Origin of the sequence: Rheinheimera metallidurans (assembly GCF_036983985.1) — a bacterium.
In the GTDB taxonomy this organism is placed as follows: Bacteria; Pseudomonadota; Gammaproteobacteria; order Enterobacterales; family Alteromonadaceae; genus Alishewanella; species Alishewanella metallidurans.
Genome location: NZ_JALAHQ010000001.1, coordinates 673,638 through 692,275, shown reverse-complemented (window position 1 = coordinate 692,275; position 18,638 = coordinate 673,638). Strand labels below are relative to the sequence as shown.

The 18,638-nt window shown below is 44.0% G+C and carries 18 protein-coding genes and 3 tRNA genes; 4 read left to right on the top strand and 17 right to left on the bottom strand.

Going from position 1 to position 18,638, the window contains the following annotated elements:
* Positions 1-67 precede the first annotated feature (67 nt).
* The 17 genes from nadA to MN199_RS03225 all read right to left on the bottom strand — a co-directional run bounded on the left by nadA (position 68) and on the right by MN199_RS03225 (position 15,053).
* Positions 68-1,126: a quinolinate synthase NadA gene (gene nadA, locus MN199_RS03305; RefSeq protein WP_335738395.1), complete on the bottom strand. Its 1,059-nt coding sequence runs from the start codon at positions 1,124-1,126 to the stop codon at positions 68-70.
* A 71-nt stretch (positions 1,127-1,197) separates the two neighbouring features.
* Positions 1,198-1,273 (bottom strand) — tRNA-Lys (locus tag MN199_RS03300).
* A 17-nt stretch (positions 1,274-1,290) separates the two neighbouring features.
* A tRNA-Lys gene (locus MN199_RS03295) sits at positions 1,291-1,366 on the bottom strand.
* A 26-nt stretch (positions 1,367-1,392) separates the two neighbouring features.
* A tRNA-Lys gene (locus MN199_RS03290) sits at positions 1,393-1,468 on the bottom strand.
* Positions 1,469-1,614: 146 nt separating this feature from the next.
* Positions 1,615-2,412 (bottom strand): tol-pal system protein YbgF, encoded by a 798-nt coding sequence (gene ybgF, locus MN199_RS03285; protein WP_335738394.1) that lies wholly within the window; start codon positions 2,410-2,412, stop codon positions 1,615-1,617.
* Positions 2,413-2,439: 27 nt separating this feature from the next.
* The gene (gene pal / locus MN199_RS03280) at positions 2,440-2,958 is read right to left on the bottom strand and encodes a peptidoglycan-associated lipoprotein Pal (RefSeq protein ID WP_132582297.1); all 519 of its coding nucleotides are present in this window, start codon (positions 2,956-2,958) and stop codon (positions 2,440-2,442) included.
* Between the two features lie 44 nt (positions 2,959-3,002).
* Entirely contained in the window at positions 3,003-4,349 is a 1,347-nt protein-coding gene (gene tolB / locus MN199_RS03275) for a Tol-Pal system beta propeller repeat protein TolB (RefSeq protein ID WP_243695562.1), read from the bottom strand.
* On the bottom strand, positions 4,346-5,263 hold the full coding sequence (gene tolA, locus MN199_RS03270; protein ID WP_132582295.1) for a cell envelope integrity protein TolA: 918 nt from the start codon (positions 5,261-5,263) through the stop codon (positions 4,346-4,348). Before tolA ends, tolB begins: the two co-directional genes overlap by 4 nt.
* Before the next feature lies 1 nt (position 5,264).
* Positions 5,265-5,696 (bottom strand): protein TolR, encoded by a 432-nt coding sequence (tolR, locus tag MN199_RS03265; protein ID WP_132582293.1) that lies wholly within the window; start codon positions 5,694-5,696, stop codon positions 5,265-5,267.
* A complete protein-coding gene (tolQ, locus tag MN199_RS03260) occupies positions 5,696-6,385 on the bottom strand; it encodes a protein TolQ (protein ID WP_472511577.1) in 690 nt (229 codons plus the stop codon). The genes tolR and tolQ overlap by 1 nt, the downstream gene beginning before the upstream one ends.
* Positions 6,375-6,791, bottom strand: coding sequence for a tol-pal system-associated acyl-CoA thioesterase (gene ybgC / locus MN199_RS03255; protein WP_418338072.1), 417 nt, complete (start codon positions 6,789-6,791; stop codon positions 6,375-6,377). The genes tolQ and ybgC overlap by 11 nt, the downstream gene beginning before the upstream one ends.
* 573 nt (positions 6,792-7,364) lie before the next feature.
* Entirely contained in the window at positions 7,365-8,375 is a 1,011-nt protein-coding gene (gene ruvB / locus MN199_RS03250) for a Holliday junction branch migration DNA helicase RuvB (RefSeq protein ID WP_132582287.1), read from the bottom strand.
* Positions 8,376-8,378: 3 nt separating this feature from the next.
* Positions 8,379-8,999 (bottom strand): Holliday junction branch migration protein RuvA, encoded by a 621-nt coding sequence (ruvA, locus tag MN199_RS03245; protein WP_132582285.1) that lies wholly within the window; start codon positions 8,997-8,999, stop codon positions 8,379-8,381.
* 37 nt (positions 9,000-9,036) lie between these two features.
* Positions 9,037-9,561, bottom strand: a complete 525-nt coding sequence (ruvC, locus tag MN199_RS03240) for a crossover junction endodeoxyribonuclease RuvC (RefSeq protein ID WP_132582283.1) — start codon at positions 9,559-9,561, stop codon at positions 9,037-9,039.
* 2 nt (positions 9,562-9,563) lie between these two features.
* Positions 9,564-10,307 (bottom strand): YebC/PmpR family DNA-binding transcriptional regulator, encoded by a 744-nt coding sequence (locus tag MN199_RS03235; protein WP_335738393.1) that lies wholly within the window; start codon positions 10,305-10,307, stop codon positions 9,564-9,566.
* A gap of 67 nt (positions 10,308-10,374) precedes the next feature.
* Complete coding sequence (aspS, locus tag MN199_RS03230) at positions 10,375-12,153, bottom strand: aspartate--tRNA ligase (RefSeq protein ID WP_335738392.1); 1,779 nt, start codon at positions 12,151-12,153, stop codon at positions 10,375-10,377.
* Between the two features lie 86 nt (positions 12,154-12,239).
* Positions 12,240-15,053 (bottom strand): transporter substrate-binding domain-containing protein, encoded by a 2,814-nt coding sequence (locus tag MN199_RS03225; RefSeq protein ID WP_335738391.1) that lies wholly within the window; start codon positions 15,051-15,053, stop codon positions 12,240-12,242.
* 66 nt (positions 15,054-15,119) lie between these two features.
* Here MN199_RS03225 and MN199_RS03220 point away from each other — a divergent pair, with 66 nt between their 5' ends.
* From MN199_RS03220 to MN199_RS03205, 4 genes are read left to right on the top strand one after another with little or no spacing between them, the layout of a single operon-like run.
* A complete protein-coding gene (locus MN199_RS03220; RefSeq protein ID WP_335738390.1) occupies positions 15,120-15,956 on the top strand; it encodes a DUF72 domain-containing protein in 837 nt (278 codons plus the stop codon).
* A 55-nt stretch (positions 15,957-16,011) separates the two neighbouring features.
* Positions 16,012-16,737, top strand: a complete 726-nt coding sequence (gene cmoA, locus MN199_RS03215) for a carboxy-S-adenosyl-L-methionine synthase CmoA (RefSeq protein WP_132582273.1) — start codon at positions 16,012-16,014, stop codon at positions 16,735-16,737.
* 8 nt (positions 16,738-16,745) lie between these two features.
* The gene (gene cmoB, locus MN199_RS03210; protein WP_132582271.1) at positions 16,746-17,711 is read left to right on the top strand and encodes a tRNA 5-methoxyuridine(34)/uridine 5-oxyacetic acid(34) synthase CmoB; all 966 of its coding nucleotides are present in this window, start codon (positions 16,746-16,748) and stop codon (positions 17,709-17,711) included.
* Between the two features lie 24 nt (positions 17,712-17,735).
* Positions 17,736-18,632 (top strand): LysR family transcriptional regulator, encoded by an 897-nt coding sequence (locus MN199_RS03205; protein ID WP_335738389.1) that lies wholly within the window; start codon positions 17,736-17,738, stop codon positions 18,630-18,632.
* The last annotated feature ends 6 nt before the right edge of the window (positions 18,633-18,638 follow it).

The following is an 18,638-nucleotide window of genomic DNA, read 5'->3' as shown; positions in this document are numbered from 1 at the left end:
TATCCGGTATCCACTGCTGATAAAGCGCGCTGTTGCTGGCTTTTTCAGCAGTTACCGCGATTTTAACTTAAGCGTTGCCTTTTACCTGCATTTTTAAATCACGGGCAAAATTAAGCATACGGTTTAACGGTATTAAGGCTTTTTCACGAACATCAGCGTCAACAAATATTTCATGGCCGGCTGTGTCAGTGAGAGCTTCCTCAATCGCTTTTAAGCCATTCATTGCCATCCAAGGGCAATGCGCACAGCTGCGACAGGTTGCACCGTTGCCGCCGGTTGGGGCTTCAATGAAGGTCTTATGTGGCATCAGCTGCTGCATTTTGTAAAAAATGCCTTTGTCAGTAGCAACAATAAACATGTCGTTCGGCAATGTTTGGCTGGCTTTAATTAACTGACTGGTTGAGCCTACCGCATCAGCGAGCTGTACCACACTGTCAGGCGATTCTGGGTGTACGAGTACTGCAGCGTTAGGATATTGCTTTTTCAGCTCTATAAGCGCGTTGGCTTTGAATTCGTCATGCACGATGCAGGCGGCATTCCACATGATCATGTCGGCACCGGTTTGCTTTTGAATATAGTGACCTAAATGCTTATCTGGACCCCACAGAATTTTTTTGCCTTGGCTGTCTAGGTGCTCAACAATTTCTAAGGCGATAGATGAGGTAACTATCCAGTCGGCTCGGGCTTTAACTGCGGCAGAGGTATTGGCATAAACCACTACTACGCGGTCGGGGTGTTGATCACAAAAGTCTGAAAACGGCTGCGCCGGGCAACCTAAGTCTAGTGAGCAGGTGGCTTCTAACGTTGGCATTAACACGGTTTTATTTGGTGTAAGTATTTTCGCGGTTTCGCCCATAAACTTAACACCAGCCACAATTAACGTTTTTGCGGGGTGCTCATTACCAAAACGGGCCATTTCTAATGAATCAGATACGCAACCGCCGGTTTCTTCAGCTAGAGCCTGAATTTCTGGATCGGTGTAATAGTGCGCAACCAGCACGGCGTCTTTTTGCTGCAGCAATGTTTTAATGCGACTTTTATAGGCAGCTTTATCGTCATTACTTAGCGGTATCGGTTTTTGCGGAAAAGCAAAGTCTTGCTCTGTGAAATACAGCGTTTGTTCCATAGGGCTCACCTGCTGGTGTTAAAATGGCGGCTATTATAGCGTGCGTTTAAAGAAAATACAGTAGCAGAATGTGGTGGGTCATGATGGATTCGAACCATCGACCAATGGATTAAAAGTCCACTGCTCTACCAGCTGAGCTAATGACCCAAACAGGGCTATCGAATTGGTGGGTCATGATGGATTCGAACCATCGACCAATGGATTAAAAGTCCACTGCTCTACCAACTGAGCTAATGACCCTTTTCGATATTTTTGTTTGTGCGGTTTGGTGGGTCATGATGGATTCGAACCATCGACCAATGGATTAAAAGTCCACTGCTCTACCAACTGAGCTAATGACCCTCACCGCGGAGGCATATCTTACTGATTTACGACCTTAGTGCAAGAAAAAACTATAAAAAACTCGTTTGGATTGGTCTGTTTGGTCAAAATGCCAGCGCTTGGCAACATATTGTGCACATAAAAAACCCGGCGAGTGCCGGGTTTGGTTATTTTAGTGCGTCTATTCTGTCTTGCGCTAGTTTCGCTGACGTTGCTGTTGAATGCTTTTCAACCAGCTGACGGTAATACCGTTTCGCTTCGTCTTTTTTGTTCTCGCGCTCGGCCACCTGCCCTAGTTTTAACAAGGCGTCGGCGACTTTATTTGACTGAGAGAAATTATTAACTACCCGTTCAAAATGCGTTTTGGCTTTTGCCAGCTCGTTGTTATTAAATAATAACTGACCAAGCCAGTAGTGAGCATTAGGTGCATAACTTGAATTAGGGTAGTTTTGAATAAACTTCTCAAATTCCGGTATTGCCGCATCATAGCGCCGTTCTTTAAGCACCATGTTAACAGCTTTATCGTACGCGTCGTTTTCCGATCCATCGGTAGAATAGCTTGTGTTAGATGCCGGCGGCTCCACTGGCATAACAGCTGGGCTGTTATTGCCACTAGGCGTCTGAATGGCATTAACTCGGCGGTCTATTTCCTGATACAGATCACGCTGGCGCTGCAGAATTTCTTCTAACTGATACGAATGTGTTTCTGTTACTCCCCGTAACTCACTTACTTCGTCTAACAACGTTTGTAGCTGTTGCGCCATACGAAGTTGAGCTTCGGTTCGGGCTTCAACAACACGTTCAAGTGTTGCTAGCCGCTGTTCTATCGTGCCAGTTGGCGCGGTAGCGTTAGTGACATTAGCAGACGGCCTACTACGATTAATATCCGTAACAGGTGCGGGGTTGGCAATAACACTGGTATGAACCAGTGTTATTGCTGCAAGCAGAGTATATTTCACAGTCATGCGTATCTATGTAGTAATTAGTCTAGATTAGTAGACTAACACTGCACGACGGTTCTTGGCAAAGCCTGCTTCTGAACGTGACATATCAACTGGCTTCTCTTCACCGTAGCTTACCGTTGAAATCTGACCAGATGTTACGCCCAGGTTTTGTAAATACTGTACTACTGCCTGTGCACGACGCTCGCCTAATGCGATGTTATATTCTGGTGTGCCGCGCTCATCTGAGTGGCCTTCAACAGTAATACGTACGCTTGGGTTAGCAGTTAAGAAAGCACCGTGAGCTTGCAGAGTTTCAATAAACTCAGAGCGAACAGTAGCTTTATCAAAATCGAAATAGATGGTGTTTTCTTGACGCAACGTTTCTAATTTCTGGCGCATTTGTTCTGCTGGGCTCATGCCTTGAGATACAGTTTCAACTTGAACTGTATTGCCTTGGCCTGCCATATCCGAATCTGACTGATCAGTAGAAGATGTAGAGCTACAAGCAGCTAAAGCTAGCACTGGTAATGCGATCAATAAACCTTTTAACACTTTATTTAATTTCATGACTTTTGTCCTTAGTATTTTAATGTAATAACTATCTTGTTTTTCTATAAAAACGGCGACCAAGCCGGCGATTTAACTTGTCCTTCAACCGCCGGTAGTCGTGCTTTAAAACGACCATCCATAGAAACCAGTGCTAACACTTGCATAGAACCATGCATAGTGCTGTAAATGATCATTGAACCGTTTGGTGCCACGCTAGGTGACTCATCCAGAGTAGTTTTGGTTAATACTTGCAAAAAGTGGGTTTTACGGTCCATTTTTGCAATATTATACTGCCCCCGAATACGGTTAACCATCACCACCGAATTACCATCCGGTGTATAAGAGCCAGCCAAATTCATTTCACCTTCAAAGGTCAAACGTTTGGTCGCTCCTGTTAATAAATTTACGCTATAAAGTTGTGGATTGCCACCGCGCTCAGAACTGAACAACAGCTCCTTACCATCTGGCGACCAAGATGGCTCAGTATCAATTGCCCTATGGTTAGTTAACCGAGTTAAGGCTTTGCTGTTAACGTCCATAGTATAGATTTCAGTATTGCCATCTTTTGACAACACCATGGCCATCTTTTTACCATCCGGTGACCATACTGGCGCACCATTAATACCAGGCGTACTACTTAACATTGAACGACGGCCAGTATAAATATCTTGTATATAAATTTGTGATTGACGCTTTTCAAAAGTGACATACGCCAGCTTAGTGCCATCCGGCGACCAACTTGGCGACATTAATGGCTCTTTTGAGCGCAACAACACTTGCTCGTTAGCACCGTCATAATCAGCAACCACCAACTGATGCGAGAACTCTAATTTGCGGTTTACCAAGACATAAGCAATTTTTGTTAAAAATGCACCGCGTTCACCGGTTAACTTCTCGTATACTATGTCACTAATGCGATGTGCGTACTGGCGAAACTGGCTGCCATTTATTGTTGTTTCGCGACTATCTAAAATAAAATCGCCACTACTAACTATACGTCCAGCATTTAATGCTTGCCTATTAGCACCGCTACTGCCTTTTAATATGTCTATTAGCTCAAAGCTTACTGAGTAACGATCAATACCAACTTCGGTAATTTGGCCTACAACTATGGCTTCAACGCCTTCTTTTGCCCATGCGGCAAAGTCTACCTGTGCGGCATTTTGTGGCCGCTGTGGCATTTTAATACTGGTCAACGGGCTAAACTTGCCACTGCGCATTAAGTCGGCAGCAACAATTTCGTCCAGCCGCTGATTAGGCAAAGTTGCACCTTTAAACGTAAATGGCACTATTGCAATTGGCCGGCCTGAATCAACACCACCAGTAATGACGATCTCTAACGATGCTTGCACTTTTACACTAAACAATAATGCAACGAATAAAACACTCAATAACTTAACTATATTCAAAACTTTGGCTCCACCCTAAATGTTATGTCTTTCAACTTTTCATACACATCTGGTTCTGATGACATTGGCATACTGCCGATACGATTAATGGCACGTACTGCTGAATCACATACGTTACTATCACCACCAAGCACCTTAACATTAGTAACAAAACCTGTTGTTGCCAAACGAATGTTCACTGAACATGACTTGCCACGCATACTCTCGTCTTTGTACAACGCCCGGTCAACTGCATCAGAAATCAAGGCAATGTAACGTTGCACTTCTGTTGCTGCTTGCTTTGAGCGCGCAGCTGAGCGTGCTTGGGCTTCTTTTTCCATTTGTTCTTGCATTGAACGTTCTTGCTCAGCTTTTTGCTTAGCTTCGGCCGCTTGGCGTTCACGCTCTGCTTTAGCCTTTTCTGCTGCATCTTGCTCAGCTTTACGCTTTTGCTCGGCTGCTTTGGCTGCATCTTCGGCTTGTTTACGTTCTTGCTCTTTAGCTTTACGCGCTTCTTCAGCTTGTTTTGCCTTGGCGTTTTCTTGCTGTTGCAGTTTTTTTGCATCTGCAGCAGCAGCTTTAGCTTGCTTAGCCTCGGCGTCTGCTTGGCGTTTTTCTTCCGCTACGCGCTTTAGACGCTGCTCTTCAGCGGTACGATTTTTTTCTGCCTGCTCAGCACGTCGCTCTAAATCACGAATACGCTTTTCTTCGGCTGCTTTAACTGAATCACGTTCTTTTTGCATTTGCTGCACGCGTTCATTCAGTGCCTTTTCATCTACCGCTACCGCTTCTATTGGTGCTTTGCCTTCAGACTCTAAACTTACCGTAACCATTTCTGGCGTACTGGAAAAATCAGCACCAAAAACTAATAACAGCAGAATAACTAAATGCAGCCCAAACGATTTTGCTAGTGGCGGGTCAACTTTCACTGACATATCACTTCGAGTCCAGGTTATCGGTCATTAAACCAACTGCAGGTGCACCGGCGCCTTTTAATACATTAATTAAGCGGATAATGGCGTCGTAGGTTACTCTGCCATCACCTTTAACAATTACTTGAGTGCCAGGCTCAATTTTCAACCAGCTGGCTACTTCTACCGTTAACTCAGCAGCGGTAAACGGGCCTTGCTGTTTACTGTCTTTTTCAAAGTAATACAGCCCATCTTGATCTACCGTCGCCACTAAGGGTGTTTTACCATCTTGCATCTGCTTTATAGGCTGAGCGTCAGATTTAGGTAATTCCACTTTTACCCCTTGGGTAATCAGTGGTGTGGTAATCATAAATATGACCAACAGCACTAACATAACGTCAATGTAAGGCACGACGTTAATTTCTGCCTTTAATCGTCGCTTCTTCCGTACATACATTAGGCCGCATCTCCACTGCTAGACACAGCTTGACGATGCAAAATATTTGCAAATTCTTCAACAAAGTTGGCATAGCTGCTTTCTAATGATTCGACCTGATGCGAAAACTTATTGTAAGCAATAACAGCGGGTATTGCGGCAAATAAACCAATAGCGGTAGCAATAAGCGCCTCAGCAATACCTGGTGCTACCATAGATAATGTGGCTTGCTCTACCGCACCTAGCGCAATAAATGAATTCATGATGCCCCATACCGTACCAAATAAACCGATATAGGGACTAATCGAGCCTACAGTAGCTAAAAACGGCAAATGCATTTCTAGTCGCTCGACTTCGCGAGACAAACCAACCCGCATCGCGCGCTGCGTGCCTTCCATTACTGCGGCAGGTTGACGACTGTTGGTTTTATGCAAGCGGGCAAACTCTTTAAAGCCTGACTTAAACAGGGTTTCTAAACCATGATTATTATTGCGCGCGCTAACTTCGTTATATAACTTAGATAAATCAATACCTGACCAAAACTTGTCTTCAAATTTTTTCGCTTCAGTCACAGCATCACTTAAGGCCTTACGACGGCGAAAAATCATGGTCCACGACATTACCGACATTGCCAGCAAAATTAACATCACCAATTGCACTACAAAGCTGGCTTCTATAAGTAAACTTAAAATCGAAATTTTACCTGCCACGTTTTAACACCTCTAATACTTCTGCTGGAATTGCCCTAGCTTTCATTTCTTGTACTTCAACACAGGCTACTTTAATTTGTGCCGAGCAATGTAGTTCGCCGTTACTATTGTACACATTTTGCGCAAAAACCATACTGACTTGTTTTAAAGTACTGATTTGACTAGAAACCGTCAATAAATCATTAAATTTTGCCGGCTTTTTATAATCCATTAAAACTTGCGTAACAACAAAAGCAATATTTTTTGACAATAACAAATCTTGCTCAACACCTAGGGCGCGCAGCCATTCGGTGCGCGCTCTTTCAAAAAATTTTAAATAATTTGCGTAGTAAACAATCCCACCAGCATCGGTATCTTCGTAGTACACGCGTACGGGGAATGTAAAGATTGTTTCAGACATGACTATTCGCTTTAATTGTTGTATATGATAAATGCGCCAAGGTAGTAACTCAATCACTTGTGCAAGCGAAACCTAACTATATTTTTCTTTCACGGCTACTTGTATTTTTATAGCGTTTCTGTTGACTACTATTTACACAATTAGTTTCACTATTTTCATCTTGCCGACCAAAACACAGTTTAGAGCGACGAACAGACAATACTGAACTACATTAATAAAAAGTAATGCGTCCTATAATCCGCGTTTTAAATTAACCTTGCATGAATAGACGGCTCTAAAGCTGGCCGTATCACTGCCCTATTTAAATTTACCTTTAATCAGCACAAGAATTCATTAGTTTTTTTAATGGCAAAGAGCTAATTTTTCTCGTTTGAAGTTATTACTCTAAGTAACTATCATACGCATGTGTTCTGAGCTAGCGCAAAGAAACAGCAGAGCTTCTGCTGAATCTTAGTAAAGATCACTTGGTAATAAGGTTTGTGTTTTCACCAAATTTTGTTGCTGTTTTAACATGTTCCCTGGATTTTTGAAGCTCGTCTTCAACTTGTTGCTTTGCCCACTCACTGAGTGGGCTTTTTTTTATTCTGTTTTTGGCAAATCAAAACCAAAGTGTAAATACGCACGAGGTGAAGCAATACGGCCTCGAGGTGTGCGCTGAATAAAACCTTGCTGAATTAAAAAGGGTTCGATCACATCTTCGATGGTGTCTTTTTCTTCGCCTATAGCCGCGGCAAGGTTATCTAGACCCACTGGCCCTCCCATAAATTTTTCAATAATGGCCAGTATTAACTTGCGATCCATGTAATCAAAACCTTCGGCGTCAACATCAACCATTTGTAAAGCTTCTGCGGCCACCGCCACCGTCACTTGACCGTCAGCTTTAACTTGGGCGTAATCGCGCACCCGACGTAATAACCGATTAGCAATACGCGGCGTGCCGCGCGAGCGCTTGGCAATTTCAGAAGCGCCTGCTTCGTCTAATACTAAATTAAGAAAGTGCGCTGAACGCATAATAATTTGCGTAAGCTCTTCTACTTTATAAAATTCTAAACGCTGCACAATGCCAAAGCGGTCTCGCAATGGCGAGGTTAACGCCCCAGCTCTAGTGGTCGCACCTACTAAGGTAAACGGCGGCAAGTCGAGCTTGATAGAGCGCGCAGCAGGACCTTCGCCAATCATAATATCTAGCTGATAGTCTTCCATCGCGGGATAAAGAATTTCTTCAACTATCGGGCTTAAGCGATGAATTTCGTCAATAAATAACACATCATTCGGTTCAAGGTTAGTTAACAGTGCCGCTAAATCGCCCGCTTTTTCTAATACTGGGCCGGAAGTGCTTTTTATGTTTACGCCCATTTCGTTGGCGACAATCATGGCTAGCGTAGTTTTACCCAAGCCTGGCGGGCCAAATATCAAGAGATGATCTAGCGGATCACCCCGCCTTCTTGCGGCTTCAATAAAAATAGCCATTTGCTGGCAAACGTGTTCTTGCCCAGTGTAATCGGCAAGCGTTTTTGGCCGAATAGCGCGGTCAATAACTTCGTCTTCACGCGTGGCACTGGTTTGAATTAAACGATCGGCTTCTATCATGGTTTACATCATGCTCCGCAGTGCGGCCTTAATTAGCTGCTCACTGCTCATATCGTTTTGTTTAATTTTCCGCACCGCTTTATCAGCCTGTAACTGGCTGTAGCCTAATGAAACTAAAGCACTTACTGCGTCCTGCTCTGCAGTTGCTACAGGGCTAAATATGGCTTCATCATCTTGCAATAGCATGCCATCGGTTACTGGCGTATTAGGCGCTACGCCCCAGTCTTTTAACCTGTCACGCATTTCTACCACTAAGCGCTCTGCGGTTTTTTTGCCGACACCAGGTAATTTTACTAAGGTACTAACATCACTTTGCTGTACACAGTGCACAAACTGCTGTGCTGTCATGCCAGATAATATTGTTAGCGCTAATTTTGGGCCAACACCATTGGCTTTGATCAGTTGGCGAAACAGCGCCCGTTCGTTCTGATTGACGAAACCATAAAGCAACTGCGCGTCTTCACGCACCACAAAGTGGATATAAATTATGGCTTCTTCGCCTGTCGCCGGTAACTTATAAAAACTGGTAAGTGGCAGCTGCACTTCATAACCAACGCCGGCTACTTCTATTAATAAATCAGGGGCCTGCTTTTCTAGCAAGATGCCGCGTAAACGTCCAATCATAGGGTCTGCTTAGGGTTCTACCCAGTAAATACCAATGCTAGCGTAAACGACCACGCACGGTTTTACGCGCTTGGCCGGCTAGGCTAATTAAACTTTGCTGAGTATGCCCATGACAAAGTGCTACTGCAAGCGCATCGGCAGCGTCAGCCTGTGGGTTAGCCGGCAGCTTTAGTAGTGTGCGCACCATATGTTGCACCTGCGCTTTATCAGCTGCGCCGGTGCCTACTACCGACTGTTTAACCTGCCGCGCTGAGTATTCATACACCTCTAGCCCCGCATTTTTTGCCGCAACTATTGCTGCACCACGAGCCTGACCTAACTTTAGTGCTGAGTCAGGGTTGCGCGCCATAAACACTTGTTCAATGGCAAAAATAGTCGGTTGGGTTTGCGCAATAATTTCACTAACACCATTAAAGATATCAAGCAGCCGTTCAGGTAGAAAATCGGCAGTGTTTAGGCGAATACAGCCACTGGCAACGTATTCAAATTTAGAACCATTTTGGCGCACTACACCATAACCGGTTAATCGGCTGCCTGGGTCAATACCCAGAATAATATTCACGCTTAACTATGCTCTGCCATCAGCTCATCACTGATCTCGGCATTGTGGTAAACGTTTTGCACGTCATCCGAATCTTCAAGTTGATCAAGCAACTTAAAAAATGCCGTAACATGTTCAGCATCCACTTCTGCTCGGGTTGCAGGTACCAAGGTAACGTCACTACTATCGGCATTAAAACCAGCAGCAGACAGTGCATCTTTAACATCGGTGAAGGTATCTACCGTGGTAAATACCTCAATACTGCCATCAGCATCACTGACAATATCTTCAGCGCCGGCATTTAATGCGACTTCCATTAAGGCATCTTCATCCGTGTCTGGCGCAAATACCAATATACCTCGTCGGGTAAATAAATAAGCTACTGAGCCAGACGTACCTAAACTGCCACCGTGTTTAGTAAACGCGTGACGCACATCAGCTACGGTACGCTTATGATTATCGGTCATGGTTTCAACAATTACGGCGACACCATTTGGACCATAGCCTTCATAAACCAGCTCTTCGTAGTTCTCACCTTCACTAGCGCCAGCACCGCGCTTTACCGCTCGGTCAATGGTGTCACGCGTCATGTTTTCAGATAAGGCTTTATCTACGGCTAAGCGCAGACGAGGGTTCATAGTGACATCGGGGTTTTGCCTTGCAGCAACCGTAAGCTCGCGGATAATTTTTGTGAAAATTTTACTTTTTTTAGCATCCTGACGTGCTTTACGATGCTTCATGTTCGCCCATTTACTATGGCCGGCCATTATTTACTCCTTAAATTGTGGCAGCTAGATTGCTGCCACGGCTACGCGGGTAAAACAATACGAATAATTACTGCGGTTTAGCTACTACACTAATACCCAACTCGGCTAATTGTGCTGGGTTAGCGGCACCTGGTGCGTCGGTAAGTGGACATGCTGCACTAGCTGTTTTAGGAAATGCCATTACATCACGAATAGAAGTTGCACCGGTCATTAGCATAACCAAACGGTCTAAACCAAAGGCTAAACCAGCATGCGGCGGCGCACCATATCTTAGCGCTTCGAGTAAGAAACCAAATTTTTCGTTAGCCTCTTCATCACTAATGCCAAGCAAGGTGAACACTTTAGCTTGTACTTCAGCAGTATGAATACGTACCGAACCACCGCCTAACTCGGTGCCATTTAACACCATATCATAGGCATTAGATAATAACTTGCCTAAGTCTAACTCATTGTTAGCAGTAGTTAAAAATGCTGCAGTATCAAGTGGAGAGGTAAATGGATGGTGTACTGCAGAAAAGCTGCCATCATCGTTTTCTTCAAACATTGGGAAATCGACTACCCAAAGTGGCTTCCAGCTGTCTTGGGTAATAGCTAAATCTTCACCTAGCTTTAAGCGTAGTGCGCCCATAGCTTCGCACACTACTTTGTAGGTATCTGCAGCAAAGAAGATTAAATCACCATTTTTAGCATCGGTGCGAGCAATAATAGTGGCGATAATATCTGGCGTTAAAAACTTCGCAACCGGTGACTGTACACCTTCGCTGCCTGCCGCAATGTCGTTAACTTTCATCCAAGCTAAGCCTTTAGCGCCATAGATACCAACAAAACTAGTGTAATTATCAATATCTTTACGTGATAGCTTTTCTGCCGCACCAGGTACTTTAAGTGCTACAACACGGCCTTTGGCATCGTTAGCTGGGCCGGAGAACACTTTAAACTCAACGTCTTTAAGTATATCGGCAACATCAACAAACTGCATTGGGTTACGTAAGTCTGGCTTATCTGAGCCGTATAAGCGCATAGCTTCAAAGTAGGTCATTCGCGGAAACTGACCTAAATCGATATCTAACAATTGCTTAAACATGCTATGTACCATCTGCTCGGTAATAGTCATTACCTGCTCTGAGGACATAAACGAGGTTTCAATATCAATTTGGGTAAATTCAGGCTGGCGATCAGCTCTTAAGTCTTCATCGCGAAAACACTTAACAATTTGATAGTAGCGATCTAACCCTGACATCATTAACAGTTGTTTAAACAGCTGTGGTGACTGTGGCAGTGCAAAAAACTGGCCCTTATGAGTACGGCTAGGTACTAAATAATCACGGGCACCTTCGGGGGTAGCCTTAGTTAGAATAGGCGTTTCCACATCCATAAAACCGTTACTATCCATAAAGTTACGTACAAAGCTGGTTACTTTGGCACGAAACTTTAACCGTTCGGTCATCATTGGCCGACGTAAATCAAGATAACGGTACTTTAAACGCTGCTCTTCACTGTTGTTTTGGTTAGAGTCTAAAGGCAACGGCGCAGCTTTATTTAAAATGATTAACTCACTGGCATACACTTCTACTTCGCCGGTTGCCATGTCTTTATTAATTTGTGAAGCAGGGCGCGCCCGAACTTGGCCTTTAATTTGAATACAAAATTCATTACGCAAGGTGTAGGCCACGTCAAACAGATCTTTTAGTTCTGGATCACAGACCACTTGAACCATACCTTCACGGTCACGTACGTCTAAAAATATTAACCCACCCAGATCGCGACGGCGATTAACCCAACCGCATAAAGATACCTGTTGCTCAACATGCTGTGCGGTTAATAAACCGCAATAATGACTACGCATTAAACCTTCCCTCTACCTTGCTAATCAGCGGTACTAAAATGACGGCTAATTATATAGAAATGGCGCTTAATGTCACTGTCAGTTCACTAAATCACAGCTTTAGAAAAACAATATTGATTTTTCCCCTGCTGCTTAACCCGATACATCAGGCTATCGGCAACTTTAAGTAGCTTCGCACAATCAGTGCCATCGTCAGGATAAATAGCAATACCAATACTGGCACTTATTTGTACTTCGCCAACCGACAGCGCAAATGGCATTGCCAGTTGATGCAATATTTTTTCAGCGACAATTGCGGCATCATCGCGGCTTAGTAAACCGGTTAATAAAATAGCAAATTCATCGCCACCAAAACGAGCTACAGTATCACTTTTTCTTACCGCCTCGCCTAAGATACCGGCTAACTTGAGTAATAACTCATCACCAATATCATGGCCATACTGATCGTTAACCTCTTTAAATCCATCAAGATCTAAAAATAATAATGCCAATATTTCATTGTGTCGTGCATGCTGCAGCAACGCTTGTTCAATTCTCTCTTTAATCAGGCTGCGATTAGGTATCTTGGTAAGATCATCATGCGTTGCCATAAAACGCATTTTTTGTTCGGCTTGACGACGTAATAACACTTCGCTACGTAGCGATAAGTTCCAACCTAACACTACGGCAATTAATAATGCGGCGGCGCCACCAATTTGCCACATTAGCTGATGCAACTGGGCCTTATTAATGCCTTGATTAATCTGGAAATTAAACCATTTTTGGTAAAGTAGCTGACGATCTTCAGCCGTAATACTGCGCAAACCTTTATTGAGCATCGTAACTAGCGGCGCGTAATCTTCACGCACTGCAATAAGTGATGGGTAGCTAGGCAAATCGTCCAATACTTGCAGGCGCAAATACATATAGCCAGCTTCACGCAATATTTCACTGGTGGTTTCCACTGAGTCCATAACAAAATCGACTTTATGCTGTTGCATAAGCTCTAAACCTGCACGTAATGAATTTACTGGAATGACATCAATCAGCGGATAGACCTCATTAATTCGCTTTGCCATTTGATAGTCTTTATAAATAGCAATTCGCTTGCCATCAAGCTCAGTGGCACTTACAACTAAATCGCGATTATCATTACTAATTAGCACCCATTTTGCTGGCCAAAACTCATCGGTAAACCGTGCATAGCTGTGTCGGTCGTCCTGATCTGAGGTGTTAGCAACCAAATCTAGTTTTTTTAGTTTTAAATCTTCTAGCATCACGTCAAAATTTGCGTACAGCTCAATATCAAAACGCACATTAATGCGCTGCCCCAATAAGCTAATCAAATCAACTGTTACGCCAGCTGGGTTGCCATCAGTGTCTATAAACTCCATTGGTGGCCAATTATTTAACATGCCAATACGTAATACAGGATGCTCGCTCACCCAACCTTGCTCGGCCGGTGTTAACGGTACCTGAGTAAAAAATTGCGGGAAATAACGTAAATCGGTTTGTGGCACCCAATTTTTTTCTACCTGTAGCAAGGTGTCGAAGGGCAGTTTTGCAAAGCCGCGCCTAATTTTTTCGGCTAATTCGCTATCAGCCTCGCGTACTAAGGTATACATCGGAGAAATAATCTCTGAATCAGCTTGTTCAATAAATAAGTCAGTATAATTTAGCTGTTGTAAACGCAACGGAATAACTGCTGCGGCACCATAAAAACCGGCCAACTTGTTGTTGATTACGTCTTTAATAATATCGGGTAAATAACGATAACGAATAAACTCCGCCTTTGGATAACGTAACTCTAGCTCTGCGATATAGGGCGCATTTTCAAATACTGCTACTTTTAGTGATGCCGATGAGGAGAGTGGCGTAGTGACATTATGCTTTGCTGAATAGAAACGCGATTTAAAGCCATAAATCTGATAAGCCGACATCAGCCCGTCTTGCTGTAAATTATTATCAGGAAAGGCGATCAGCGCATCTATCCGGCCTTTTTTTAAATTTTGTAAGTTTTGAAACGATGAGTCTGGTACAAAAGCAATTTTGATACCCGTTTGTTCCGCCCACTGTCGCCATAAATCGACAAATAAGCCCTGCGCTTCGCCTTGCAGTGAGACATGCATATAAGGCGGGTTATCTATCGCCAAACCTAAAACCAGTGTGTTTTCATCGGTGCTGTCACCTAACCAGTGTCGTTCTAAACGGTCGAGAAATGCGCGGTCTATCTTACTCGTCGCTTGTTGTAGTTGGGCAAACAACGGGTTGTTTTGTGTTACGGCATAACTTAAATGCAAAGTACGCAGCGGTATTTTACGGTACATGGGAAATTGCTGTGCTAGCTCGGAATAGTGCGCATAACGCGGTGCTAAACGATCGAGTGCCGCTAACGCATTAATTTGCCCACTTAAGGCCGCATCATATAGCGCAGTAGATGTGGAATAGGTTCTTAGCGTTACGCTAGGTATTGACTTATATAAGCCTTCTATATGCCCAGAGGTTTCTACTACACCAATAACATAAGGCGTCAAATCGGTAAGTTTAGTAATCGCTGGCAGGTCTCTTTGCACAAACACATTACTGTATATATCAATACCTGTGTCGCCTAATTGATAGCTGAGTTCACGCTCTGCGGTTTTTGCAACACCACCATGAATATGCACTTCGCCACGTTGTAATATCGGCAATGTCAGCGGCCAGTCTGCTGCAACAAATTCAACGCGTATTTGTTGTTGTTTAGCAATTTCTTGCCAGTAATCAACGACCAAGCCTGCTGCCTGCCCGTTTTCATCAGTAAACATATAAGGAAAAGTGTCGTTACTAATAACGATTTTTAATGGGTTTGGTAGTGTTGCCGCAGAAAGCTGGGTAAAGCACGTTCCCAAAACAAGTAAACAGACTAATAACCGGAATATCATTATGTTATGCTTCCTGAATGACATTACTTAGTTTTACGCTGCCACTATAAGAAGGTCAAGCTGCCGATGCTATATCTTGGCTGCCCAGTGTGGGCAAACCCAAAATGGAAAAGCACCATTTTCACCGCCGATGCTAAAGCTAACGACTTTCTGCCACAATACGCGAATATTTTTAATACGGCCGAAGGCAATACCACCTTTTATGCTGATCCATCCGATGAGACTTTACAGCGTTGGCAGCAAGATACACCACCGCACTACCGCTTTGTATTAAAGGTGCCGCAGCGTATTAGCCATGCCGATAACACAGACAACACAAACCAACTTAGCGCTTGGCTCGGCCGTATGGCGCTATTAGGCGAAAAACTTGCCATAGTGCATTTACAACTACCCGCGCAATTGGGGCCGGCACAATTAACACGCATTCTTTCGCTGGTTGAACAAATTAGCCAAACTCAGCGCTGTGCGCTAGAGGTGCGTCATCTGGCATTTTTTGATAAAGGCCAACATGAAACACTACTACATAAGCAATTACAGCGCCTAGGCGCCGAACGAGTGGTGTTTGATAGTCGAGCATTATTCTCGGTTGCCGCGAACACCGCGGCGCTATTAGATGCGCAAGCAAAAAAGCCGCGCCTGCCGGTACATGCCATAAGCTTTAGCTCTACTCCAATGCTGCGCTTTATTGGCAGTGATAATATGGCGGTAAACCGTCAGCTCTATCAACCCTGGCTAAAAAAAGTACAGCAATGGTTAGACGAAGGTAAAAGTCCGTTCTGCTTTTTTCATACCCCAGACAACACTCTGGCACCAGAACTCTGTCGGCAGTTCGCTGAAGACTTACACTATCAGCATAGTTGCTTAACACCCTGGCCAAGTGAACAACAGTTTAGCTTACTGTAGTGTTTAACAATTTTGCGCTAAACTAGCGCCACTTTTTACTGCTGCTATTTATATTATGCCAAAAGACGATATTTTTGCTGAACCCTTGCTGCAAGTGCCTGATTTTAGTTTTGATGATCAGGTAGCTGACGTATTCCCGGATATGATCCAACGCTCAGTGCCGGGCTATCACACTATTATTCAAACTATTGGTAAATTAACCAGTCGCTTTCAGCAAGCTAATAGTAATTATTACGACCTTGGTTGCTCGTTAGGCGCAGCGACACTGGCAATGCGACGCAATATTAGCGTCACCAACAGCAACATTATTGCCGTGGATAATAGTAAAGCTATGGTTGAGCGCTGTGAGCGGCATTTGCAGACATTTCGCTCTGATGTACCGGTACAAGTTAAACTGGCGGATATTCGTCAACAGCCAATAGAAAACGCCGCCATTGTGGTTATTAATTTTACGCTGCAGTTTTTACCTCAAGCCGATCGTAGCGCGCTAATACAGCGCATTTATCAGGGTTTAAAGCCAGGTGGCTTACTTATTTTATCGGAAAAATTTATTAGTAATGACCCTACTGCGAATGAGCTATTAATCGATCTGCACTATGACTTTAAACGGGCTAATGGTTACAGCGAACTAGAAATTAGCCAAAAACGCAGTGCTCTAGAAAACGTGATGAAACCCGATACCTTAGTTGAACACCAGCAGCGAATACAGGACGCAGGGTTTAGCAGCCAAACGCTATGGTTTCAATGCTTTAATTTCTGTTCAATGTTGGCGATTAAATAAGGTTTATTATGCTCGATTTTACGCCGTTTTATGGCCTACTTGCTGGCAACAAACTGCATAAGTGGTTAGAAACGCTGCCGGCACAACTGGCGGCATGGAGCAAAGACGCACTGCATGGCGACTTTAAACAGTGGCAAAAAGTGATTGCTAACTTGCCTGCCAGCCAAAATAGCCATATCGAATTAAAACCTGCAGTACAGTTTGGCAGTGCCAATGATATTGGCCCAGGTACAGCGCAGCAAATTCAGTATTTATTGCAGCAGTTAAAACCTTGGCGCAAAGGCCCGTTCAATATTCATGGTATCGATATTGATACCGAATGGCGTTCAGACTTTAAATGGGACCGGGTGCTGCCACATATCGCGCCACTGCAGAATAGATTTGTGCTCGATGTCGGCTGCGGTAGCGGTTATCACTTGTGGCGTATGCGCGGCGAAGGCGCTGAGTTTGTCGTTGGTATTGACCCTTCACAACTGTTTTATGCTCAGTTTCAAGCCATTAAACATTTTAATCCTGATCCAGCGGTAAACCTATTACCCGTTGGCATTGATGATATGCCAGCGTTAAAACAGTTTGATACGGTATTTTCTATGGGTGTGCTTTACCATAGGCGCTCACCATTAGATTTTTTACAGCAACTAAAAAACCAGCTACGCCCAGGCGGCGAGCTTATTCTTGAAACGCTGGTAGTTGAAGGCGATGAACATACGGTGCTGGTGCCAGGCGAGCGCTATGCCAAAATGCGTAACGTATGGTTTATTCCTAGTGTTGCTGCACTTACGCACTGGTTACAACGTTTGGGCTTTAATAATGTGCGTCTTGCAGATTTAAATCGCACCTCACTTGAAGAACAACGTAAAACCGATTGGATGGAAAACGAAAGTTTAATTGATTTTCTTGATGCAACTGATCATAGTAAAACCATTGAAGGTTATCCTGCCCCATTACGCGCGGTAATCATTGCCACTAATTAACCCGCAAGGAGCGCTGCCACAGTTATGCCATATCGTCCGCGTTCAACATTAGAGCAATGGCGCATTTTACAGGCCGTTGTAGATGCTGGCGGCTATTCACAAGCCGCTGAGCTACTTAATAAAAGCCAATCTTCGCTTAATCATGCCGTTGCTAAGTTACAAAGCCAACTGGGTGTAGAATTATTGGAAGTGCGTGGTCGTAAAGCCTATTTAACCGATGCTGGCGAGGTAATGCTGCGCCGCTCGCGGGTGCTAACGCAACAGGTTGAAGACTTAGAGTTATTAGCAACCAATCTTGACCAAGGTTGGGAGCCGGAAATTAAAATTGCGGTTGAGTTAGCCTACCCTCGGCATTTTTTAAACCAAGCTTTAGCCGAATTTTATCCTTTAAGTCGTGGCAGCCGTATTCAGCTAATTGATAGTGTGATCACCGGTAGTGCAGAAATCATTCAACAAAAACGTGCAGACTTAGTTATCGCTGCATCATCCGTTATTCCTAAAGGCCATCTTGGCGAGCCACTGTGTATCACACGCTTTATTCCCGTTACCGGCAGTAATAATCCGCTTGCGCAAATCAGCGATATTGACCAAGACGAACTAAGCCAACATTTGCAACTGGTGATCCGTGATACAGCACAAAAACCGTTAGATAATGCGGGCTGGCTTCGCGCAGAGCAACGTTGGACGTTAGATAATTTTTTTGAAGCTATTAACATACTCGTTACTGGCTTAGGTTTTTGTTGGTTGCCCGACTTCTTAATTGAACGTCAGCTAGCACAGGGCACGTTAGTGCAGCTAAACCTTAAACAATGCAGTGAACGCATTGCAGCAATATCATTAGTTACGCCCAAAGAAGAAACATTAGGCCCCGGCAGTAAAATACTACGCCAACTTATTTTGGCAGCACACCAGCAAACTTGAGGCAAT